Origin of the sequence: Mycobacterium sp. 1164966.3 (assembly GCF_001665395.1) — a bacterium.
Lineage (GTDB): Bacteria > Actinomycetota > Actinomycetes > Mycobacteriales > Mycobacteriaceae > Mycobacterium.
This window is the reverse complement of record NZ_LZSG01000005.1, coordinates 310,054-332,348: the sequence shown is the minus strand read 5'-3', so window position 1 is coordinate 332,348 and position 22,295 is coordinate 310,054. Positions and strand designations below refer to the sequence as shown.

At 65.0% G+C, this 22,295-nt stretch carries 21 protein-coding genes; 8 read left to right on the top strand and 13 right to left on the bottom strand.

Annotated elements, in window-relative coordinates; all coding sequences use genetic code 11:
• Positions 1-67 precede the first annotated feature (67 nt).
• The gene (locus A9W99_RS03520; protein ID WP_067373357.1) at positions 68-514 is read left to right on the top strand and encodes a MarR family winged helix-turn-helix transcriptional regulator; all 447 of its coding nucleotides are present in this window, start codon (positions 68-70) and stop codon (positions 512-514) included.
• Between the two features lies 1 nt (position 515).
• Here the strand turns inward: A9W99_RS03520 and A9W99_RS03515 are convergent, their stop codons facing one another.
• From A9W99_RS03515 to A9W99_RS03500, 4 genes are all read right to left on the bottom strand, one after another.
• Entirely contained in the window at positions 516-1,619 is a 1,104-nt protein-coding gene (locus tag A9W99_RS03515) for a glycosyltransferase (protein ID WP_082929798.1), read from the bottom strand.
• Positions 1,616-2,233, bottom strand: a complete 618-nt coding sequence (locus A9W99_RS03510; RefSeq protein WP_067373353.1) for a TetR/AcrR family transcriptional regulator — start codon at positions 2,231-2,233, stop codon at positions 1,616-1,618. The genes A9W99_RS03515 and A9W99_RS03510 overlap by 4 nt, the downstream gene beginning before the upstream one ends.
• Before the next feature lie 85 nt (positions 2,234-2,318).
• Positions 2,319-3,056 carry an alpha/beta fold hydrolase gene (locus tag A9W99_RS03505; protein WP_067373351.1) on the bottom strand — a complete coding sequence of 246 codons (738 nt, stop codon included), beginning with the start codon at positions 3,054-3,056 and terminating at the stop codon, positions 2,319-2,321.
• A gap of 124 nt (positions 3,057-3,180) precedes the next feature.
• Positions 3,181-3,999, bottom strand: a complete 819-nt coding sequence (locus A9W99_RS03500) for a polysaccharide deacetylase family protein (RefSeq protein WP_067373615.1) — start codon at positions 3,997-3,999, stop codon at positions 3,181-3,183.
• Between the two features lie 372 nt (positions 4,000-4,371).
• On the opposite strand from A9W99_RS03500, the gene A9W99_RS03495 reads away from it, so the two are divergent.
• A complete protein-coding gene (locus A9W99_RS03495; protein WP_067373612.1) occupies positions 4,372-5,391 on the top strand; it encodes a nitronate monooxygenase family protein in 1,020 nt (339 codons plus the stop codon).
• A 43-nt stretch (positions 5,392-5,434) separates the two neighbouring features.
• On the opposite strand, the gene A9W99_RS03490 is transcribed toward A9W99_RS03495, so the two are convergent.
• Complete coding sequence (locus A9W99_RS03490) at positions 5,435-6,367, bottom strand: LysR family transcriptional regulator (protein ID WP_067373348.1); 933 nt, start codon at positions 6,365-6,367, stop codon at positions 5,435-5,437.
• A 70-nt stretch (positions 6,368-6,437) separates the two neighbouring features.
• Between A9W99_RS03490 and A9W99_RS03485 the strand changes: the two genes are divergently transcribed.
• Together A9W99_RS03485 and A9W99_RS03480 are read left to right on the top strand one after the other, a co-directional pair.
• Positions 6,438-7,541 carry a hypothetical protein gene (locus A9W99_RS03485; RefSeq protein WP_067373345.1) on the top strand — a complete coding sequence of 368 codons (1,104 nt, stop codon included), beginning with the start codon at positions 6,438-6,440 and terminating at the stop codon, positions 7,539-7,541.
• Between the two features lie 38 nt (positions 7,542-7,579).
• A complete protein-coding gene (locus tag A9W99_RS03480) occupies positions 7,580-8,104 on the top strand; it encodes a UGSC family (seleno)protein (protein ID WP_067373342.1) in 525 nt (174 codons plus the stop codon).
• Positions 8,105-8,183: 79 nt separating this feature from the next.
• Here A9W99_RS03480 and A9W99_RS03475 read toward each other — a convergent pair whose 3' ends face one another.
• Complete coding sequence (locus A9W99_RS03475; RefSeq protein WP_067373339.1) at positions 8,184-9,581, bottom strand: alpha/beta hydrolase domain-containing protein; 1,398 nt, start codon at positions 9,579-9,581, stop codon at positions 8,184-8,186.
• 65 nt (positions 9,582-9,646) lie between these two features.
• The gene (locus A9W99_RS03470) at positions 9,647-10,435 is read right to left on the bottom strand and encodes a PaaX family transcriptional regulator C-terminal domain-containing protein (RefSeq protein WP_067373335.1); all 789 of its coding nucleotides are present in this window, start codon (positions 10,433-10,435) and stop codon (positions 9,647-9,649) included.
• A gap of 60 nt (positions 10,436-10,495) precedes the next feature.
• Between A9W99_RS03470 and A9W99_RS03465 the strand changes: the two genes are divergently transcribed.
• Positions 10,496-11,656 (top strand): SRPBCC family protein, encoded by a 1,161-nt coding sequence (locus A9W99_RS03465; protein ID WP_067373332.1) that lies wholly within the window; start codon positions 10,496-10,498, stop codon positions 11,654-11,656.
• 161 nt (positions 11,657-11,817) lie between these two features.
• Here A9W99_RS03465 and A9W99_RS03460 read toward each other — a convergent pair whose 3' ends face one another.
• The 4 genes from A9W99_RS03460 to A9W99_RS27070 all read right to left on the bottom strand — a co-directional run bounded on the left by A9W99_RS03460 (position 11,818) and on the right by A9W99_RS27070 (position 16,442).
• Complete coding sequence (locus tag A9W99_RS03460; protein WP_082929796.1) at positions 11,818-12,903, bottom strand: anhydro-N-acetylmuramic acid kinase; 1,086 nt, start codon at positions 12,901-12,903, stop codon at positions 11,818-11,820.
• A 48-nt stretch (positions 12,904-12,951) separates the two neighbouring features.
• Entirely contained in the window at positions 12,952-15,240 is a 2,289-nt protein-coding gene (locus A9W99_RS03455; RefSeq protein ID WP_067373329.1) for a cation-translocating P-type ATPase, read from the bottom strand.
• A 12-nt stretch (positions 15,241-15,252) separates the two neighbouring features.
• Complete coding sequence (locus A9W99_RS03450) at positions 15,253-16,146, bottom strand: hypothetical protein (protein ID WP_067373326.1); 894 nt, start codon at positions 16,144-16,146, stop codon at positions 15,253-15,255.
• A gap of 101 nt (positions 16,147-16,247) precedes the next feature.
• Positions 16,248-16,442: a hypothetical protein gene (locus A9W99_RS27070; RefSeq protein ID WP_067373323.1), complete on the bottom strand. Its 195-nt coding sequence runs from the start codon at positions 16,440-16,442 to the stop codon at positions 16,248-16,250.
• Positions 16,443-16,714: 272 nt separating this feature from the next.
• Between A9W99_RS27070 and A9W99_RS03440 the strand changes: the two genes are divergently transcribed.
• A complete protein-coding gene (locus tag A9W99_RS03440; protein WP_067373606.1) occupies positions 16,715-17,188 on the top strand; it encodes an SRPBCC family protein in 474 nt (157 codons plus the stop codon).
• A gap of 1 nt (position 17,189) precedes the next feature.
• Here A9W99_RS03440 and A9W99_RS03435 read toward each other — a convergent pair whose 3' ends face one another.
• Positions 17,190-17,744 (bottom strand): pyridoxamine 5'-phosphate oxidase family protein, encoded by a 555-nt coding sequence (locus A9W99_RS03435; RefSeq protein WP_067373320.1) that lies wholly within the window; start codon positions 17,742-17,744, stop codon positions 17,190-17,192.
• Between the two features lie 180 nt (positions 17,745-17,924).
• Between A9W99_RS03435 and A9W99_RS03430 the strand changes: the two genes are divergently transcribed.
• Positions 17,925-19,724, top strand: a complete 1,800-nt coding sequence (locus tag A9W99_RS03430; protein WP_067373603.1) for an NAD(P)/FAD-dependent oxidoreductase — start codon at positions 17,925-17,927, stop codon at positions 19,722-19,724.
• Complete coding sequence (locus A9W99_RS03425; protein ID WP_067373317.1) at positions 19,721-21,307, top strand: NAD(P)/FAD-dependent oxidoreductase; 1,587 nt, start codon at positions 19,721-19,723, stop codon at positions 21,305-21,307. Before A9W99_RS03430 ends, A9W99_RS03425 begins: the two co-directional genes overlap by 4 nt.
• 119 nt (positions 21,308-21,426) lie before the next feature.
• On the opposite strand, the gene A9W99_RS03420 is transcribed toward A9W99_RS03425, so the two are convergent.
• Positions 21,427-22,242 carry an SDR family oxidoreductase gene (locus tag A9W99_RS03420; RefSeq protein ID WP_082929795.1) on the bottom strand — a complete coding sequence of 272 codons (816 nt, stop codon included), beginning with the start codon at positions 22,240-22,242 and terminating at the stop codon, positions 21,427-21,429.
• Positions 22,243-22,295: the final 53 nt, after the last annotated feature.

The following is a 22,295-nucleotide window of genomic DNA, read 5'->3' as shown; positions in this document are numbered from 1 at the left end:
AGTGGCAGCCGCAGGTCATTTTGACAAGTAGCTTGTCAATCTGGCACCGGATGGCAAACTCGAGTCCATGCCACGTGTTCCGGATGCCGACTGGGAGCCGACCGTGCCCGCGCTGGTGCAACTTGTGGCCGCATCGCGTGGCCCGCATCTGAGGGCGGCTTTCGCCGCGGCCGGGCTCGACGGGATCCGCCCGGCGCAGTCGGTCGCACTGGTACCGCTGACGGCAGGCGGGCTGCATGCGTCAGATCTGGCTGACCGGCTCGGGGTGAGTCGCCAAGCGGTTGCTCAAGCGGTCGCGGCACTGGAACGGCACGGCTATGTGAATCGGGTGGCCGATCCGGCTGACGCCCGCGCTCGCATCATCGAGTTGACCCCCCGCGGCCGACGGGCACTGCGGGTAATGCGTTCCAGCGCAATAGAGTTGGAAAAACGGTGGCAGCAGAGCCTGGGCGAGCGACGACTAGCCGAACTGCGCAAGACCCTCATCATCCTGCTGTCCGCGGAAGATCCGTAATTCACTGCGCGACATATGATTCCGCGAACTCGCTGATCGCGTCGGCTGCTCTCTCAGCGCCATCACGTTCCCGGATGCTTTCGCCGAGGCGGCGTGCGGCATCTCGGTAAGCAGTGTCTCCCAGCACCCTGCTGATTGCCGAGCGTATCCGGCGCGCAGTGGCGTGCTTGGGTAGCAAGATGCCGGCGCCGACATTCTCCAGGACGGCGCCGACGCGCTTCTGGTCGATCAGCGTATTGGCGGGCATAACTACCAGTGGCACACCGAAAGACAGCGCCCGCATCGTCGTGCTGTGTCCACCGTGGCCCACGACCAACGAACTGGTCGCCAGCACCTCGTCGTGATCGAGCCAAGCGTGCAGCGTCGCGTTGGCCGGAACGCGCAGTCCGGAAGCATCGATGGCCGGTCCCACCGTCACCGTCGCCTTCACCGGCAATGGTCCGACGGCGTCGAGGATGTGCTGCAGCATGCGCCGTTGGCCGGCGAATGCGCACGTACTCAGGCTGACCAGAACTCGCGGCACCGGCATTTCCGTTGCGGCGCTCGGGGTTCCCTGCCATACCACGCCGACATGACGCACGGGCGGAGTGCCGCGCATCGGGTCGAGATCGGAACGGGCAGTGACGATTCGCAGCGCCGCGGTGCGTTCCAGCCCGAGCGGCGGGGTGCCGCGAAGACGTAGGAGCCACCCGACCGGACCGGCGGCCAGGTCTTGCAATCCGCGATAGAAGAAGTGCACGAATACCACGGTCGGGATACCGGATGCCACGACTTCATAGATCGCCGCCGGCAGCAATACGTCGACGACGATCACGTCCGCACCGTGGCGCTGTCCCGCTGCCAACACGTCGCGCCCGACTCGGCGGTCCATGGCGACCTTGGCGAAATCGCTCATCAAGCTCAGTAACGGTCGTTGCACCGTCGGGCTGAATTCCCCTGTTGTCATGAATGATTCGAAGGAAAAGCCGGCGTCCTGGACCTGGGCACGGATGCCCTGATGACCGATGAAGTGGACCTCGGCTCCGCGAGCGCGCAAAGCGCGGGCGACCGCCAGCTGTGGCGGGATATTTCCGCCTCCGTCGACCACCGCGAACAGCACCCTCATCGCATTGCCCCTTCGACGGCTGCATTGGCCGGCGCGGCCAAAACGGCACCGCACATCAGCAGCATCCGGTCGCGAACGTCATCGACGCTCAGACACCGATCCCGTCGCAGCAACTTCCAGGCGTACACGTCGGTGGCCACCACCAAAGCGTCAACAAGCCGAGCCCGTTCAACGGCTTCGGGCGGCAGTTCCGAACCGAACAGGTCTTCGACCCATTTGCGATGCAAAGCCCTTCCGGTATTGCAGATTTGACGGGCTCGAGGGTCGCCATCCTCCTCGGCCAGCACGCCAAGCACGGGGTCACCGCGCCGCTCGTAATGCGCGATGAGCACCGTCAATGCATGTTCGACGTCGTCGGGCGGAGCCGTCCGCTCGAGGAGCACATCCTGCAGGGCCCGCGCGGCGGCTTCCTCGATGAGCGCTTCGCGAGTGCCGAAGTGCCGCAGCACAGTCTTGACGGTGACGCCGGCGCGGTCGGCGACTGTGCCCAGGGTGATTCCCAGCGACCGCTCCGCCATGACGGAATCTACCGCCGCTGCCACGATGGCGCTGCGAGTCGCGGCCGTCGCCTCCTTCCGGGCCCGCATCTCGTAGCTGCGCTTTTTCGTGTCCATGGCGAGGTACATCAAATCACAATTTGACGTCCCGCGCAATGGACATTAAAGCGCAGCGCTGCGGCTAAGTTGTTCGGGATCGGGACTACGCGTAAGACCGGCAGCGCTCGACGAGGAGCTCTGCCAGCCGTTCGGGTTCGCTGACCATCAGCATGTGGCAGGTGTCTACCTCGAAGACCGCTTGAACTCCGCCCAGCGCGTCGATGTATTGGCGCTGCACTTTCGGAGCCAGTGCGCGATCGCGCCGAGTCAGAATCCAGGTGCGATTGATCTGGTCGGGAATTGCCCGCCGAGACACCTTCTCGGTGAGGATGCGCAGCGACTCCGCATAGAGCTTGCCGTTCATGAATCGACGGCGATCCGAAGGCACGCCATTCATGAACACGAGTCGCGCGTACCACTGCGGTGTGGGCGCCGGCACGTTCTTCTTTGCCCGATGCCGGGCGATTGTCGCAATAATCCGCGGTGAGCCATCCACGATCGATGTGCCTTCAGGCGGAAGGAAGCTGGCGGCGAAGATCATTTCGCGTACTCGCGCCGCTCCAAGCTTGGTGACCACCCCGGGCAGCGTCATCGCTCCCAGTGAGTGGCCAGCGATGACGATGTCGTCCAACCCGGCGCTTTCGACATCGCCGACAAGCGAGTCCACATAGTCGGCGATGGTCATCGTCTTGAGATCTCCCGGCTTGTTCCGCCGTCCCGGCATATCGGGGGTCAGTACCGTCAACTCCGGTGCCAGCCGGTGGATCTCGTCGACAGTCAACTCCCACGAATCGGCGGCGAGTCCACCGCCGTGCACAAGAACCAAAGCGGGCAGTGCCATGGCGAGCCTCCTTCAACGCCGCTGCACCGCATCGTAAAACCCGCGGCGCGACGGCGCGCCAGATTTCGCTACATCAATAGGTCGCCAACGCGACCGCTGAGGCGCTCAGCGAAACCCATTGCCGCTAAGGAGTTTTCAGAAACACGTCGTTGAGTGTCACGGTACGCAGATTGCGGGCCCGGATGACCTCGACGAGCTGCGGATAGACATGCGTGACCGGTAGGTGGTTGAGATGTCCGATGACGATGGCCTGAGGGGTGAAGTACTGGTTGGCCATCTTCACGATGTATTCCTCGGTGATCAGCGTCGAATCCGACAGCGAGCCCGACCACAGAACCGGAACGGTGTAGCCGAGGTCGGCCGCCACTGCGTCGACGGCGCCGTTGTGCTTTGCGTACGGCGGACGCCAATATGGTTTCGCGCCAACGCCGTAAGTCTTTTTCAAGAAATCGTCGTTCCGGGTCAGCTGCTGAGCGATCTGGCTTTTGGTCTGCGTCGTCAAATCCGGATGCGACCAGGTGTGGTTGCCGAGCTGGATCTGCCCCGAATCCACCAGCGGCCGAAGCAGCGCAACGTTCTCGGTCCACGAGTCATAGGTGCCATTGACGAAGAACGTCAGCCGCACGCCGGTGTCTTTGGCGAACTGGATGTAGGCGCGCACTACTTCGCTGTTGACACCGTCGTCGACGGTCAGCGCGAGCAGATCACCCTGGCCGGGCAGCTTCATCAGTGCCCCACCGCCCGGCAGCCCGATGCGCGCGGTCGACGGTGGGGGAGGCAACACGCGCGCCGCTCGGACGGCGGTCGCCGCCCCCGGCGGACTCGCTGCCGCCACGGGCGCTTGGGCGAATGTTCGCGGTTGCGGGTCGACCACCAGACGCGCCGCTCCGACGCCGGCGACGGTGGCCGCGGCGAGCGCCCCGAGGAAGCGACGACGGTTCAGGTCTGACACCGCGCGTCCCTCAGCAGCGGGCACGGGTGGTTTGCGGCGCGCTGCGCAACGGACACCCCTCGGTGAAGGATGCCCGGGTTGAGAAATGACGCCGCCACAGCAGCGAACCGTACCAGTACCAGGCCGGATCTGTCGGATTCGGGGCGGGAGGTCACCGCTGATATCAAACCGAGATGTGGCTGCTGACCTTGCCAGAACCCACGGCCGCGAGGCCGCTCTGCGATACATAGCCGCGCTGCATTCGTCCTGAGCCGAATCGGCGCCGTTGCGAACGTTGCAACCGGTGTGCTTTACCTGGAGGCGTTGCCGTCGCGACCGTCGACCGGCGCGGTATGACGAGGATCACAACTGACAGGTGTGAGCATGCTCGAGCAGTTCGGAATGTCCTTTCCCATCGTTGCCGCACCGATGTCGGGCGGTCCGACCACGCCGGCGATGGTCTGCGCGGCGACTCGGGCGGGCGGTCTGGGCATGCTCGCGGCCGGCTACAAGACCACCGAGGCCGTGGCGGCCGAGATCAAACAGGTACGGGCCGACGGTGTCCCGTTCGGGGTCAACGTGTTCGCCCCCAACCCGCTGCCGGTCGACCCGGAGAGCTACCGAAGCTATGCCGCCATCATTCAGCTTGAAGCCGACCGGTTTGGCCTGACCCTGCCGCCCGAGCCCATCGAGGACGACGATCGGTTCGATGCCAAGATCGCGCTGCTGCTCGACGACCCGGTGCCGATCGCGTCCTTCACCTTCGGCATTCCACCCGGCAACGTGCTTACCGCGCTGCAGAAGGCCGGCACTCTGGTGATGCAGACGGTCACCACTGCGGAACAGGCGACTCAAGCCCGCGCCGCCGGTGTCGACCTGCTCGCCGTGCAGGCGTCGACGGCCGGGGGGCACTCGGCTACCCTCACGCCGCGCGAGCCGGTGGCTACGACGCCGATCGCCGAGCTGGTGCGCAGCGTCACCCAGGCGGTGGACATCCCCGTCGTTGCAACCGGAGGCATCGCCACCCCGGAGGACGTCGTCGAGGTGATCCGTGCGGGCGCCGCCGCGGCCATGGTCGGCACCGTCTTGCTGCGTGCCACCGAGAGCGGCGCCTCGGCCACCCACCAGGCCGCCCTCGTCGATCCGTCGCGCACCGAGACAGTGTTGACCCGAGCCTTCACCGGCCGCCCCGCCCGCGGGCTGCGCAACAGCTTCATCGACGCCCACGAAGCGCAGGCGCCCTTGGGGTATCCGGCGATTCACTACTTGACCAGCCCGTTGCGCAAAGCGGCGGCTGCGGCCGGGGAACCGGACTACGTCCACCTATGGGCGGGCACCGGATATCGCCACGCCACCGCCGAGCCCACCGCTGACATCCTGCAGAAGCTCGCCGGAAAGCTGTGAGGGGCATGACCAGTCACACCTAGGATGCTGGGCCTTCAGGCCGCTATGCGAGCTGCGGGTAGTGCCGACTCAGGTCGCGCAAGTACAACGGCGACGCCTGCACGGCGACGTCGAGAAAGCAACGCAGGGTTGGTGATTCGGTTGAGGTGCGCCACGCCAGCGCCAGCGGCCGGTTCGGCAGCGGACCGTGCAACGGGATGAACCGGACGCCCCTTCGGCTGAGGTTGATGAATGACGTTGGCAGCAAGGCTATTCCGGCCTCGGATGCCACCAGAGCGAGGATCGTCTGGATTCGCGCCACTTCGTCGACGATCGGCGACTCGATGTTGTGCATCCGAAACAGCTCGACGACGTCGGCGTAGGTGGTGGCCGCGGCGCCCCGAGTCCACATGATGATCGGCTGATCCGCCAGCAGTGCCGGGGCGACTCGATCATGCTCGGCGAGTGCGTGACCCTCCCATACAACTGCGGCAAGCGGATCGTCGACCAGAGTCTTTATGGTCAGCGACGGTTCGTCGACGGGTCCGCGCAGGAAGCCGACATCGAGTTGGTGTTCCAGCAATTGGGAGACCTGCTCGGCGGTGCTCAACTCCGACAGCTCGAGCTTGACGTCGGGGTAATGCCTGCGGTGCGAGCGCATCACATATGGCAGGACACCGTCGACCGCGGCCTGCAGGGCACCGATGTGAAGGTGGCCGAGCTGGCCGGCCGCGGCCCTACGCGCCGCAGCGAATGCTCGCCGACCGTGCGTGAGCGCAAGCCGCGCCTCCTGAAAAAGGGCAGTGCCAGCATCGGTGAGTTCGATCGGCCGCCGGGAACGGTCGATCAGGTCCACTCCCAGCTGACGTTCCAGCTTCTGAATCTGCTGACTCAGCGGAGGCTGAGCGATGTGTAGCCGTGCGGCGGCCCGGCCGAAGTGCCGTTCCTCGGCGACGGTCACGAAGTAGCGCAGCAACCGCAGCTCAGGATCTGACATATCTCCAAAATATATTAGGTGTGCAGATATGTCTTAGACAGTGAAGATACGACGAGCCTACGGTTGCCTTATGACCGCTCTGATCACCGACGAACGCGACCTCGTCGAGTACTACTTCGACCAGCCCTGGAGTGACGGGCTTCCAGTGGTCCCGCCGACGCCCGAGCGGGTAGCTGAGGTGCTCGACGTCCTGGGCGGAGATCCCGACAAACTCGTGGCGCGCATTCCACCGCGTTGGGGCAGCCTGACGCGCGAACTTCTGGCCGTCAATATGGTGATGGCCGGGTGCAAACCCGAGTACGCGCCGGTGGTGCTGGCGGCTGTGCTCGCCCTGGTTGACGCGCGCTTCAACCTGAATGGCATCCAGGCGACGACGCATGTGGTCGCACCGCTGATCGTCGTCAACGGACCCATCGGCCGTCAGATCGGGATGAACTCCGGCGGCAATGTGTTCGGTTCCGGCAACCGTGCGAACGCCACGATCGGCCGGGCGGTTCGGCTGGTCCTCCTGAGCGTCGGTGGCGGCATTCCCGGCGCGCTCGACAAGAGCACGCTGGGCCATCCGGGGAAGTACACCTTCTGCATTGCCGAGAACGAGGAGGCCAGCCCGTGGGCGCCCTATCACGTCGAGCACGGATATGCGCCCGACGACAGCACCGTCCTGGTGATCGGGGCGGAAGCGCCGCATAGCGTGACCAACCACATTTCCGATGACCCACAAGGGATTCTGGATTCCATCGCCTCCGCGATGAGCACCATCGCGCACAACAACGCTGTGCTCGGCGGTTCTTGCGCGGTCGTCATCGGTGTGGAACATGCACGCACAATCGCCTCCTTCGGCTGGAGCCGAGACGATGTGCGGCGCTACCTGTGGTTGAACGGCACCAACGATTGGGACGACGTGAGCTATGGCAATCGCTACGCACCGCCTGGGGGGCGCACCTACAACCGAAATCTGCCGAAATGGTTTCCGCGCGAAGCGGGCCGGCGAGTGCCGATCGTCTTCACTCCCGACGACATTCACCTGTTCGTCGCCGGCGGATCAGCCGGCCGCTTCTCGGCGTTACTGCCGGGGTGGAGCACCGCGACGACTCCGGTGCTGCGCGCAATCGACGATGACACCGGCGGGGCCGGTCGCGAGTTCGACTGCTCCGACGGTACCTGCCGACTGTGAAGCACTGCGCGGCAAAGTAACTCAGCAAAGGAAGTCCGATGACTGAATACATTTATGACCCGTGCGGCGTCGTCGAGGTGGAGGCCCTGCCCATGGCTCCCCGGGTGAGCAGCCTGCTCGGCCTACGCCTGGGCGTGCTGAGCAACACCAAATGGAATGCCGCAAAGCTGTTGCGTGCCACTGTCCGCGAGCTTGCCGATCAAGGGCACACCTTCGCCTCGGTCACCTATTACGACAAGCACCACTTCTCGTCGGACGCGAACGCCGAGTTGATCAGCCAGATCGCCGCCGAAAACGACGTCGGGCTAACCGCAATCGGTGACTGCGGCTCGTGCTGCTCGGCCTGTGTGAACGACGCGGTGCGTCTGGAAGAGGCCGGGCTGCCGACAGTGGTAATCGTGACAACGGAATTCGAGCAGGAGGCTCGGCTGCAGCGGGAGTCGCGTGGAATGGCCGGTCTGGAGCCGGCGGTCGCGACGCATCCGATCAGCAGCCTGACGCTTGAACAACTCGACGGCCGTGCCGCCGAAATCGCGCCACAGGCCCTGCGCATCTGGTGCTAGTTTCTCCCCCGCGAGCGACCGCATATGTACGCGATGACGCCGGTTTGGCCGGCAATTCGCGGACGCTCGCGGCAAGAAATCAGGCGTCAGCGGGATAGGACGCGGAAGCGATCTCGATGATCTCCTCGCGATCTGCCGGCAATATGAAGCCCGACCGGATCGCCGTGTCGAGCGCCGCAGTGAAGCGTTCCAGATATTCCTCGCGCCCGCCGGGATAGAGCCGGCGCAAAGTAGCGGCGTCGAATAACTCCCCGGAGCCGAAGATGGCCGCCATCAGGCTCTCGGCGCTGCCGGTTCCAGATGTCCGGGCAACCGGGATGTCGACCCATGGGGTACGGATGCCGCCGGTTGCAAGGCCGTTGGCATCCAGAACCGGCTCCGGCGGATCGGCGTCGGTCAGCTCGATGTCTGCGCCGCCGGGTGCCGGTTCGCCCGTTCGAACCCATCGGCACAGCTGGGATAAGGCCGCCTGCAGCACATAGTGGTGCTGCGGGGCGAAGTTGATGCAGTGCTGCAATTTCTGACCCATCAGCATGTCGGTCGGCGCGTATGCCGCCACGATGTCGCTCAGCGGCGCCGAGCCCGAGTCGATCGGTGCCACCAGGATCGTGTAGTTGTCAGCGTGTGCGGTGCCGGCAATCTCCCAGACCCGCAGCCGGTCGTTATCGGGTTGGCGCGCAAGGTAATAGCCGGATCGGATACCACCGAACAGGTCGGTCTCGGTGATGATGGCAACGAGTGGGACGCGCAGACCGGGATTGAATCTGGCGGCTTCGGGGGTGTTGGCTTGCGATTCGTCGAAGATCGAGCTGTTGTCCAGCGGTGCGGCGGCCGCGAATCTGGAATGAACCAAGAACCCGTCGTAAACCTGGGCCAGCGGGTCGACGGCGTTGACGTAGGTGGTCATGAACAACGCCGATTGGGATTCACCCAAGGCGACGACGTGCTGTGGACGAAGCTCACCCAGCACGCCATCTCGCACGAGTCGCCCGGTCTGGGAAAAGATGTCGTAGGAGAAGGCGTCGCCCGGGTGGCTCAGCGGCTCATACCGCGTCGGGTTCTGGCTCTTCAGCGACATGTCGATGCCCATCAGGTTGGCGCCGCCCTGCACACCCACCTGTTGGGCCGAGACGCCGACGTACGCGTAGCCGGAGCGCACGATTTCGCGATGCGCCATGAACCACACCGCCGGGGCATCGATGCCGCCGCTCACGTTGAGCCACTCGACGAGCACCGTTCCGTTGAAATGCGCCGGGTCTATTGGCTTCACTACGACCATTCGGGTGGTGTAATCAGCTGTGTCATAAGGTTTTACGGGCCAGCGGCCATCGAGTCCGAGTTCTGCGGTGGGCGTGTAGCAGGCAGCCGTTCCGGAGACGAAGAATTCAACGGCGTCGTAGCCCAGGGCGCCGAGGTCAAACGCGCCAAGCAATAGGGCTGGTGTTCCGGGTACGGGCGTTGCGATGGGGCGATCCATTACAGGACCCCCTCAATTTGTAAAGGCGACACAGTTACTTCCTACACCAAGGCTCGAGACGTCAGTCAGCCACGGTAGGCACGGCTCATTCGTTGCTTGAACGCTTCGTCGAAGCGGCGGTAGGTGTCCCGCAGGGTGTGCCCCGGCCACCGGGCCGGTATGAGTTCGGCCGGCAATTGAGGGTCGAGCTGAAGATGCCTGACAACCGCGATGGACAGCGCGAACTCATCGGCGAGACGTTGCGTCGAATCGGCCCGCTTGTTGGCCCGGAGGTTCATCGCCTCGATCAGCACCTCGGCGTCCGCTGCCCATTCGTCCAGCGAGAAGAGTGACCGCATCTGGTCGGGCGAAATGTCCGTCGCGGCGCCGTGGAAGTGGATGCACTGCCGATCCAGCACCGCACGCGATCCCGGAAGCCGTTGGGAGTCAAGGTTATCCGGACGTAGCCAGACACCCTCACGAAGCTCAGCTAGGTGTAGTGCGATGGCCGCCTTGCGAAGTTCGAGGCGTTCCGCCGCGGGCCGACGCTCGAGCGAGACGATCGCCAGTTCCCAGGTCCCGTCCCACTCGGCTGCGTCGTCCATCCGCGATGCCTCGTCGACGCGTTCGCGGCGTTCCAGCAGGCGTCCGGCGAGCGCATAGTTACCGTCGTCGGCGGAGAGTTCGCCGGCCGACACCATGCGCCACAGGCAGGTTCGGGTGGCGCCGGCGCTAATGCCGAACAGCGACGCCACGTTGATGAGTTCGCCCGCCGTCAGCCGGGACTCATCGGACCCCAGTAACGCTGACGCAAGCACAGAGCGCGCGCTCAGCGGCCGGTTGCCGATCAGCTGCTTCACCAGAGATTGCGCCACCGCGGTACCGTATCACTAAATCATTGACGCGTGTCCATAAGAGTGTGATACTGACAAACCATGAGCTCCGCGACGACATCGTTCATTTCCAACGACGTGGAAATAGTTCGGCGCATCCTCGCTCATATCGACGCCGGCACCACCGATGAGGGTGACGGTTGGCGCGAGCCCGTCGAAAACTACTTGAGGCCAGAGCGTTTCGCGGCGGAGCTGCGGATGCTACGCGCGATGCCGAGCGTCTTCGTTCCGTCGGCGACGATTCCCAACCCGGGTGACCATGTCGAGCGAACCGCCTTCGGTGTACCGCTATTCGCAGTGCGCGGACGAGATCACCGGGCCCGCGTCTCCCGCAACGCATGCCGGCATCGAGGTGCCGTCCTCGTCGAGGGCGCGGGTTGCTCGCATGCCCTGGTGTGCCGCTACCACGGTTGGACATACCGGCTGGACGGTTCGCTCTCCCACGTGCCCCACCCGGAGGCTTTCCCGGACCTGGACATGGCCGCGCGCGGGCTGGTCGAGGTGGAAAGCCACGAGGTGGACGGGCTCATCGTCATCGGCCCGCTCGACCCCTGCGACCGGCAAGCCGGCGACGAGATGGCCTGGCTGACGGACGGAAGCCCCTGGCGCGACAAGCTGCTGCCGGCCCGACAGCTCGTCTATGTGGACTCCACGCGGCGAGCGATGAACTGGAAGGTGCTCGTCGAGCAGTTCCTTGAGGGCTACCACATTCGCTCGACCCACAAGGACACGTTCTACCCGCTGCAGTACGACGACCTCAACGTGGTCGAGAAGTTCGGGCCGAATTGCCGTATTGCCTTCCCCTACCGCAATATTGAACGGCTCCGCGACCGGCCGGAGAGCACCTGGTCGACCGATACGCGGGTGACCTACGTGTACCACCTGTTCCCCAACGCCATGTTGGCGACGTTCCCCGACCTGGTGCTCATGGTGGTGATCGACCCGGTGGACATCGATCACAGCATGTTCACCGTGTATTCGATGGCACAGCCCGATTTCGCCGAACGAGCAGCGCTCGAGCCGCCGGTCAACCCCGCGGGCACGCTGGTTGCGCGCGGCAGTGTGGAGGACAACGAGATGTCAGCGGCCGTACAACGGGGCTTGCGCGCCAACGCGAACGAGTTCCTCGAGTTCGGGCGACACGAGAGCGCGATCGGGCACTTCCACGCCAATTTGGTTGACCGCCTGGATCAATTGGCATAACTGCCAGTCCCTGCAGGAGGGTCAGCTGTTCCTCGGTCGTGGACCGCGTTTCATGCCAGGGTCTGTGCGCCGAAAACCTATCAGACTCAACGCGCTTCACGTCCACGATCGCGGGAAGCTGATATCTGCGCCAACGCCTTCCGACTGCGCGGCGATCCGCTTCACACCGATCGGATCTGCAGGCCGGTGGGCGGAGCGGCGGGCCGCGGAAGCGCGAGCGGCGCGTCGCCCGGAGAGATTCGTCCGAGCACGTGCGGTCCGGTGAGCAACGGCACCTGGTGCCAGGCGAGGAAGCCGATCAATGCCATCAGGTAGGCCTCTTTGGCCTGTGCCGGTAGGCCGCGTTCGTCGCTGACGGTGAGGGGGAGGCGGCGGTCGAGCTCGGCGAGGAGCGACGGGTTGCGGACGCCGCCTCCTGACGCGACGACTTCGGCGGGCGCGTACGGCGCGAGCGCGTCGGCGACGGTGATCGCGGTCAGTTCCGTCAGCGTCGCCAGCAGGTCTTCTGGCGGGAGATCAGGCAGGTCGCCGAGGTGGAAGTGTTCGCGGCCAGTCGATTTCGGCGGCGTCAGCGCATAGTAGGGGTCGTCGAGCAGGTTTTGGAGGAGCGCCGCGTCTGGGGCGCCGCGGGCGGCGAGCCGGCCGTCCTCGTCGCTCACCCGGCCGATCGTGCGCCGGGCCGCCTCGTCGAGCAGGCAGTTGCCTGGGCCGGTGTCGAATGCGATTGGGGGACGGCCGCTGCGGACAATCGTCACGTTCGCGATCCCGCCAAGGTTGAGCGCTGCGCGCGTGTGCTCGCCGCGCAGCCACAGGTCGTCGAGGATCCCGGCCAGCGGAGCGCCGTGGCCACCGGCGGCGACGTCCCGCGCGCGGACGTCGGAGATGACCGGCAACCCGGTGGCCTCGACGATCCACGCGGGCTGCCCGAGCTGCAGGGTTCCCTTCGCCTCGCGGTCTTGCACCCAGTGGTGGACCGTCTGCCCGTGGCTGACGACGAGGTCGGCGGGCAGCAGCTCGGTGGCGAGCTCCGCCGAAGCCTGCCCGATCAGCTGATCGAGCTCGCACAGTTCGGCCGCCGTCGTCGGGCCTAACGAGGCGTGTAGCCGCGCGCGCATTTCGTCCGGCCACGGCCGCTCGATATGACCCAGCGGCGACATCGCGACCGCAGCGCCGTCCCATTCGAGCTCCGCCACTGCAGCGTCGAGGCCGTCCATCGACGTCCCCGACATCAACCCGACCACCCTCATGTGAGGTCGAGCGCGACGCGTTGCCCGAGCCGCTCGGGCGCGTTCATGTCACGCCTCCTGGACCCCAAGCGGCTGGCTCTCCTCCCTGATACCGCATTTAAAGTTACGCAGGCGCAGGCTATTACCGACCACGAACACGCTGGAGAATGCCATGGCGGCGCCGGCCAGCATCGGGTTGAGCAAGCCCAGCGCGGCAAGCGGAATCGCGGCGACGTTGTACCCAAAGGCCCAAAACAGATTCGCTTTGATGGTGGCCAGGGTCCGCCGGGAAAGCCGGATTGCATCTGCGGCGGCTCGCAGATCCCCGCGAACCAGGGTCAAGTCGGCGGCTTCGATGGCGACATCTGTACCGGTGCCCATGGCCAGCCCCAGGTCGGCGGCCGCCAGGGCGGCCGCGTCGTTGACACCGTCACCAACCATGGCGACCACCTTGCCTTCGGACTGCAGGCGCTGAACGGCGGTGACCTTGTCAGCTGGCATGACGTCGGCGATGACGTGGCTGATACCGACCTCATCGGCGATGTGCTGTGCGACGGCATGGTTGTCGCCGGTCAGCAACACCGGCGTCAGCCCCAGTCGCTCGAACTCCCGAATCGCCTCTGCGCTGGTGGGTTTGACGGTGTCGGCGACTACCAGAATCGCGCGGACGCGGCCGTCCCAACTGACGGCGACAGCGGTCTTGCCGTCACTTTCGGCATGGGCTTTGCCTGCCGACAACGTCGGCTCGAGCTGTTGGATCCACTCGGCCAGTAGGCCCGGTCGCCCGACCATGATCGCGTGCCCATCGACAATGCCTTGCACGCCTTTGCCTTCCACGTTGGCAAAGTCCTCGGGCGCGGGCAGGGTGCCGAGTTCCGCCTTGGCGCCCTTCGCGATTGCCTGTGCGATGGGGTGCTCAGAGGCGTCTTCCAGCGCGCCGGCATAGCGCAGCACTGTGGTGCGGTCGGTGTCTGGTGTGGCGATCACCTCGACCAGGGTCATCTTGCCGGTGGTCACGGTGCCGGTTTTGTCGAGCACGATCGTGTCGACTTTGCGCGTGGACTCTAGCATTTCGGGTCCTTTGATCAGGATCCCGAGTTGGGCGGCGCGACCTGTGCCGACCAAAAGCGCGGTGGGAGTGGCCAGCCCGAGTGCGCACGGGCAGGCGATGATGAGGACCGCGACCGCGGCGGTCAACGCCGCCGTGACGGGAAAGCCGGCGCCCAGCCATGCCCCGAAGGTGGCCACGGCGATGGCAATTACGACGGGGACGAACACGCTCGAAATGCGGTCGGCGAGCCGCTGCACCTCGGCCTTGCCCGATTGGGCCGTTTCCACCAGCTGGGCCATCTGCGCCAATTGCGTGTCGTCGCCGACCCGGGTGGCGCGCACCACCAGGCGCCCGCCGGCATTCACCGTGGCCCCGGTGACCGCGTCGCCCTGACCAACCTCGACGGGAACGGACTCGCCGGTCAGCATCGAGACATCCACGGCCGACGAGCCCGAAACGATCGTTCCGTCGGTGGCGATCTTCTCGCCCGGACGCACGACGAACTCGTCGCCCACCTCGAGTTGGTCGACGGAGATGCGCGTCTCGGCACCCTCACGCAGGACGGCGACGTCCTTGGCGCCGAGCTCCAGCAGGGCACGCAGCGCGGCACCGGCGCGTCGCTTGGAGCGCTTCTCGAAGTATCGGCCGGCCAGCACGAACAGGGTCACGCCCGCGGCCACTTCAAGGTAGGTGTTGGCGGCGCCGTCGTTGGGTGTCACGGTCAGCTCGAAACGATGGCGCATGCCCGGTTCACCGGCCGTACCTAGGAAGAGCGCATACAGCGACCACACGAACGCCGACAATGTGCCGACCGAGATGAGCGTGTCCATGGTCGCGGCGCCGTGCTTGAGGTTGGCCCAAGCGGCGGCGTGGAAGGGCCAACCCGCCCAGACCACAACCGGCGCGGCCAGGGCCAACGACGCCCATTGCCAATATCGGAATTGCAGGGCCGGGATCATCGCCATCAGGATCACCGGTGTCGCGAGCACAACGGCGGCAATCACGCGGTTGCGCAGCGATCTCAGCTCGGCTTCTTCCGCCTGCCCGGCCGGTGGTTCTGCGCGCCGCTTTCGCGGCAGCACCGCGGTGTAGCCGGTCTTCTCGACCTCGGCGATCAGCGCCCGGGGGTCATAGCCGGGCGGGACGGTGACGGTGGCCTTTTCGGTCGCGTAGTTGACGGTTGCGTTGACCCCATCGAGGCCGTTCAGTCTGTTCTCGATGCGCATCGCGCAGGAGGCACACGTCATCCCCGCGATCTGAAGCTCGATGTTGTTCATCGCGGCGGGTGAGCCAGTCATCTCCGGCATGATCGCATTCCTCTACTGATGTGTTGTCAGCGCGTCGACGACGAACTGGGCGGTGTGCATTTGACCGTCGACCTGGAAGTCGAGGTAGAGCAGATAGCGCCCGGGCGTAGGCGGTTCGGCCATGAACGTGATCTTCCCGGCACGTTGGGCCGATATGGCCGTGGAATCGGCATCCTGCGGATGCGCGTGCAAGTAGGCCAGATCGCCCTCGCGCAGTATCACCAGATGGCCGTACGTGCCCAGGTAGGGCTGCACGCTGACGGGCAAGCCGTCGCGGGTGATGGTCGTGGTCAACGTCGATACGGCTCCCGCCGCGAGGCTGCCGTCGACGGTGACGGTGAACCCGTCGACGAGGCTGATCGCCGACGGCGTCCATGGGCGGTGCGGCGTGACAGTGCCCTCGACGTTGATGGTGGCGGACAGCACCGTGTTCTGGCCCGCAAGTGCGCCCGCGCTGGGAACGAAGTCGGCAAAGATGCGATAGGGCCCCGGCGCATCCCACGCCCACGGGATCGACCACTGGCCGTCGTCGTTCATCGTGGGATGCACATGACGAAACTCGGTGCCGTCGCTACGCACCACGATCAGATGCAACTTCTTGGTGTCTTCGGTGTCGAACTTCGTCACCGGCACACCCGCAACGGACTGGATCCGAAACGACAGGACGCCGCGGGGCCCGACCGTCGGTGGGGCTGTCACCGCGCCCAGCATCAGGTCGCCCGCGCTCAGCGACACTCCACGCACTGGCTCGGTGCCCGGTCCGTGGCCGTGGTGGCCGCCGTCCCCGGCTTGGGTCCACGACGACGCGACGTGGTGCGGAATCAGCGCTCCGCCGGCCATGAAGGCGAATCCGAACACGACCGCCAAGCCGGCTCCGAACAGCGCGAGTTTGGTGGATGTTCTCATTGCGCTCCTCTCGAGCGAGACTCTATTGGATTTATACCCCTAGGGGGTATATGCGTCAACTGCGGCCTCGCCGACTCGCGGTTGTCGACCGGCGCGGCCGCTCAGGGAAAGGACAGCAGCAGCATCACCCCGGCGATGGTGCGTTTCTCCTTGAACCACATCACACCCAGCGGGATGCACACGATCGCATACATCATCACCAACAGCATCAGCACCGGCTTGAAGGCGATCTCCCAGCCGAGGCGGCCCACCCGCTCTTCGGTGGCCGGGGACTCCAAATGCGCCGTGAATGTCAATGAGCTTTCCGATGAAGAACATCAACGGCATGACGAAGAAGAACTCGATCAGCCAGATCTGGATCAGTTGCGGGATGCGCGAACCGATTCGGTCAAAAGCCAGCACACGCTGCCAGATGAACCGTAGGACGCCCATGACGGGACCCTATCCGGACCGGGAAGCGTGGCGCCGACGATTAGCGCACTGCTGCGGCGCCAGTCCCGGGGTATGGAAGACCGAACGGGCGAAGCGTAGCGTCGACCTGGCGCTGCAGGATACCGAAGGAGCCATCATGACCGTGACTGTCGTCGACGCCGGACCCAGGCGCGTTTCTCGGTCGGTAGAAGTGAACGCACCGGCCGCCGAGCTGTTCGCGATGGCCGCCGATCCGCGGCGGCACAGCGAACTGGACGGTTCAGGCACGGTTCGCGACAACATCAAAGCACCGACGGAACTAGTTGAAGGATCGAAGTTTTCGACCAACATGAAGATGTTCGGCCTGCCCTATCGAATCACTAGCACGGTGACCGAGCTCAAGCCGAACGAGGTGGTCGAATGGCGTCACCCGTTAGGGCATCGCTGGCGTTGGGAATTCCAGTCGCTCTCACCGACATCAACGCGCGTGACCGAGACCTTCGATTATCACGCCGCGGGCGCGCTGAAGAACGGCCTCAGATATTACGAGCTGATGGGTTTCGCGAAGGCCAACGCGTCGGGCATCGAGGCCACCCTGGCCAAGCTCCGGGACCGCTACGCTGCGCAGTAGCTCACGTGGGATCGGCGGCATCCCACGGGACCACGCCGGACACCCAGTGGCTTAGTTGCTCTACCTGGTCGTTGCGATGCAGGTGCCGAGGCGGTGTCGCGAAGCTGGAATACGGCCGGCAACGGATGACCACGCGGTTCTCCCGGTCGCACATCTCTTCGACGGACGGGCGCGCCTCGTCGGGGAGTGGCTCGCCCGACATTCGGCCGGCTACGGCCATCATGACGTCGACGGCCAGATCGCGGTCTTCGTCGAGTGTGGCGTCGGCGTAGACCTGCAGGTAGCTGAAGGGCCACCGCTCGTCCAGGACGCACAAGCTGACCTTGCCGTCACGTTCGACGATGCGGGCCTTGCCGCGGCCGGCCATCGTCGACACCAGCAATTCGTCGGTGTCGGTGGGGATGTAGTAGACGATCGACATGGCCGGGCCGTCGTTGCGGCGACGGTAGCCGTACACGGCGGTGCGGTGGGTGCGCACGAACTCGCGCCGCTCGGAGGGAAGCATGTCGCGATCCGTCGGAGCCGTAAAGGGCTGTGCGGCAAGAGGTAACAGCATGACGAAAGGTCCTTGTTGTCAGGAGCATTGACTCGAACAGGTATTTATGGATACAGTGTGTTCATAAATCACCGGAATGTCAAGTGACTGCTGAACCGCGCTCTCGCGGGCGTCCGCCGGAGGCTCCCTATATGATCGGGCGATTACCGAGTCGGGGTGACCAAGAGCGGAGTCCGGGCCTTGACCGAAACCGTCGGCGTGAGTTTCGACGTCGATGCGCTGCGCCAGAAGTATGCCGAGGAGCGGGCCCGCCGATTGCGGCCCGACGGCATCGAACAGTACGTCGAGATAGCGGGAGAGTTCGCCCGGTTCGCCGAGGATCCTTGGGTGGAACGGGAATTCAAGCGTGAGCCGCTGACCGACGAGGTCGACGTCGCGGTCGTCGGAGCAGGCTTCGGTGGGTTGTTGACCGGCGTGCGACTGCGTGAGCTCGGCGTCCAGAGTGTCCGGTTGATTGACCGGGCGGCGGATGTGGGCGGCACCTGGTATTGGAACCGCTACCCCGGTATCGCGTGCGACGTCGAATCCTACGTGTACATCCCGCTCTTGGAAGAGCTCGGCTATCTGCCCGCGGAGAAATACGCCAAAGGCGCCGACATACTGGCGCACTGCCGATTCATCGCCGAACACTACGACCTGTACCGCGATGCCTGCCTGCACACCGACGTGCATGAGATCCGTTGGGAACCAGCAACTTCCCGCTGGATCATTCGGACCAACCGGGGCGACGAGATGCGGGCCAGGTTCGTATCCATGGCCAACGGTTATCAAGCCAAGCCCAAGCTACCCGGCATCCCGGGCATCAACGCCTTTCGCGGACACACATTCCACACCAGCCGGTGGGACTACCGGTACACCGGCGACGAGCTGCAGAACCTCGCGGGCCGGCGAGTCGGCATCATCGGCACCGGCGCGACCGCGATTCAATGCGTGCCTCATCTCGCATCCGCGGCGCAGCACCTCTACGTTTTCCAGCGCACCCCGTCGTCGGTGGACGTGCGATTCAACGGGCCAACAGATCCCCAGTGGGCCAGCGCATTACAGCCCGGCTGGCAGAGCAAGCGGATCCAGAACTTCCAGATCCTCACCGCCGGAGGGCAGGCCGACGAAGACCTGGTGGCCGACGCTTGGACCAGCATCACCCGCAAGCTCCCGGTGATGCGGCACGCCGCTGACGGGTCGGAGAACTTTGAGCAGCGCACCCGCGACATCGAGCTCGCCGACTTCGCCAAGATGGAGGAGATCCGGGCCCGTGTCGACGAGATCGTTTCCGATCGCGCGACGGCGGAGGCGCTCAAGCCGTGGTACGGCTATTTCTGCAAACGACCGTGTTTTCACGACGAGTATCTGCAAACGTTCAACCGCGACAACGTCACACTCGTCGACACCCGCGGTCGAGGAGTAGAGCGCATCGCGGAATCCGGGGTGGTCGTCGACGGGGCGAGCTACCAAATCGACTGCCTGATCTTCGCGACGGGCTTCGAGGTGGGCACCGACTACTGCCGTCGTACCGGGTTTGAATTGATCGGCCGCGACGGTGCGACACTGACCGAGCGGTGGCGCGACGGCGTCCGTACCTTCCAGGGCCTGTGCGCCAACGGTTTTCCGAACTGCTTCATCGAAAGCATCGCCCAAGCGGGCCTGACGGTGAATTTCCCGTACTTGCTCGACGTGCAGGCTACGCACGCCGCGTGGATCATCGCGTGGACCCTCGAACACGGTGCCACCGAAGTCGAGGCATCGCCGGAGGCCGAAGCCGCCTGGGTTGACACGGTTCTGGCCCGATCGTCGTTAACCGCCGAGCGTGCCAGGACATGCACACCCGGTTACTACAACCGAGAGGGGAGGGCCGACGCGAAAACCCGCCAAGGCAGTTTCTTCTTCGGTGGACCAACGGAATACGCCGACATCCTGGCTGCCTGGCGCAGGAAAGGTGAATTGACGGGGTTCGACATTCGCGGCGGCGATTTCGGCCCATGAAACCCCGCGGACGGTATCTCGTCGGCCGGCTGCGAGCGGCTGCCCGTCATCGACGCTCACCCCAGGTGGCGATCATCGGCGCGGGCTTCGGCGGATTGGGCGCCGCTGTCGCGCTGCGCCGGGCGGGCATCGACGACCTGGTAATTATCGAGGGTAACGATGGCGTCGGCGGAACCTGGCGGCGAAATACCTATCCCGGTGCCGCCTGCGACATCCAAAGTCACCTGTACTCATTTTCGTTCGCGCCCAACAAGTCCTGGAGCCGCACCTACGCCCGACAACCCGAGATACTCAGCTACCTCGAGTCGGTGGCCGACGATTTCGACCTGCGCCGACATCTCATGCTGAGCACGACGGTACGCACGGTCCGTTGGATCGCGGACGCTTGCCGCTGGGAGTTGCGCATTGACCACGCAGGCCACGAAGCGACATTGACCGCCGACGTGATCGTGTGTGCCGTGGGATTGTTCGGGTCAACGAAGCTTCCCGACATCGCGGGCCTCCCCGACTTCGGCGGCGCCGTGATGCACACCGCGCAGTGGGATCACGGCATCGACCTCACCGGAAAGCGCGTAGCCGTCATCGGCACCGGGGCCAGCGGTGTGCAGGTGGTACCGGAGCTGTCGCGGATCGCCGCACACCTGACCGTGTTTCAGCGCACGCCGCCCTGGATGGTTCCCAAGGATGATCGGCCCTACAGCGCAACGGAATTGGAGAGGTTCCGGCGCGACCCGCTGGCCGTGCGCCGCACCCGCTGGCAGATTTGGAAATTCCAGCACGACAACACCGCGACAATGGCCGACGACCCCATCGTCACCGCGCGCAGCCACATCGCGACCTCGTTTCTCGAGCGCACCGTAGCCGACGAGCGGCTGCGGCACGCGCTGACGCCCGATTATCCGTTCCGCTGCAAGCGCGTACTGCTGGGCGACGACTACTATCGGGCGTTGCAGCAAGACCACGTCGAGCTCATCGCCGATCCGATAGACCGGATCACCCAGACGTCGGTCGTCACCAAGCATGGTCGCGCCGTGGACGTCGACACGATTGTGCTGGCCACCGGATTCGAAACGTCGCGCTACTTGTCGGGTATCGATGTCATCGGCACCGAAGGTCAGCACCTGCACGACCGTTGGGGCGATGACCCCAGTGCTTATCTGGGTGTGGCCGTCAGCGGATTTCCGAATTTCTTCATGCTCTACGGACCCAACACCAACCAGGGCGGCAACTCGATCGTCTTCATCCTCGAGGCGGGCGCACGCTTGATTGCCAGCGCCGTAGGCCGGATTGCGCGTCGGGGTGGCTACCTCGATGTGCACCCCATTGCCGAAAAGCGCTATAACGACCGGCTTTCCGCTGACCTCGAGCGCAGCATCTGGACCAGGTGCGACAGCTACTTTCGGTCACCGAGCGGCCGCATTGTCACTCAATGGCCCTACACCGAACTGGAATACGCGCGCCGCACCTGGCGCCTCCGGCCGCGGGACTGGGTGCATCGCAGCACCGCGAGCAGACGCAAAATAACCACAAATCGACTTGAAGTGGGGGACTTTGCGTCTGCTCGCGCTGTCAAGGCGCGCTGAGTCGGCGCAGCGAGCGAGGGAACGTCGCGGTGCGGTCTTGCGCAGCGCCCGTCCGCGTGCCTCATCTTGGCTCAGAACTTCCAGATCGATCAGACGTTCCCGCAGCACCCGCTGTGGCATCAGGGGTTTCCGGCCTTCACCGCGGCGACGACACCGCCGTCGACCAGCAGGTCGGTGCCAGTGATGAACGTGGCATCCGGGCCGAGCAGGAACGCCGTCGCCGCGGCGATGTCGTCGGGAGTCCCGATCCGGCCGGTGCCAGACATGGCGATCATCGCACGCATGCCGTCGCCGACCGGGGAGGCCAGTTCCTGGTGGCCCATCGGTGTCGAGATGATACCGGGACTGATCGAGTTGATGCGGGCACCTCGTCGGCCCCACTGCGCACTGGCAGCGCGAACTCGAATGTGGTTGGCGTGCTTTGCAATCGGATAAGCAAACGCTTGCTCGGTGATACGGCTGACAAAGTCCAATCGCAGCAATTCACTTGGCGGGCTGTGCGCGAGTGCGCGTTCTTGCTCAGCGGACAGGGCGGGAACCAGGTGCCCGGCCATGCTGGCGATTACCACACCGGCGCCACCTGGTGCGACGACTTCGCCGAACTCCTGCAGCACCAGCGCGACGCCGAGCAGATCGACGGCCAGGATGGCCTCGGCGGACGCCTGCGCCGGGGACAACCCGGCGGTGTGTGCCACCTGCGTGACGCTGCCGAGCGATGCCGCGTACTCGGCCAGCCCGTGCACGGACTCCGGTGACGCAACGTCGACTCTGCGGGTTTCGACGTTGTGACCGTCCGCGGCCAGTGATTCGGCCGCCATGGCCAACGTCTCTTCGTTGTAGTCGGCCAACAGCACCTTTTTGCCAGCGCCCAACCGGCGGGCGATCGCGTGGCCCATGCCGCCCACGCCGATGATGGTGAGCACCTCTGCAACCACGCCAACTCCCGAATCCGCGGTGAATCAAGTTAACTGGCGATGCTATACAAGCC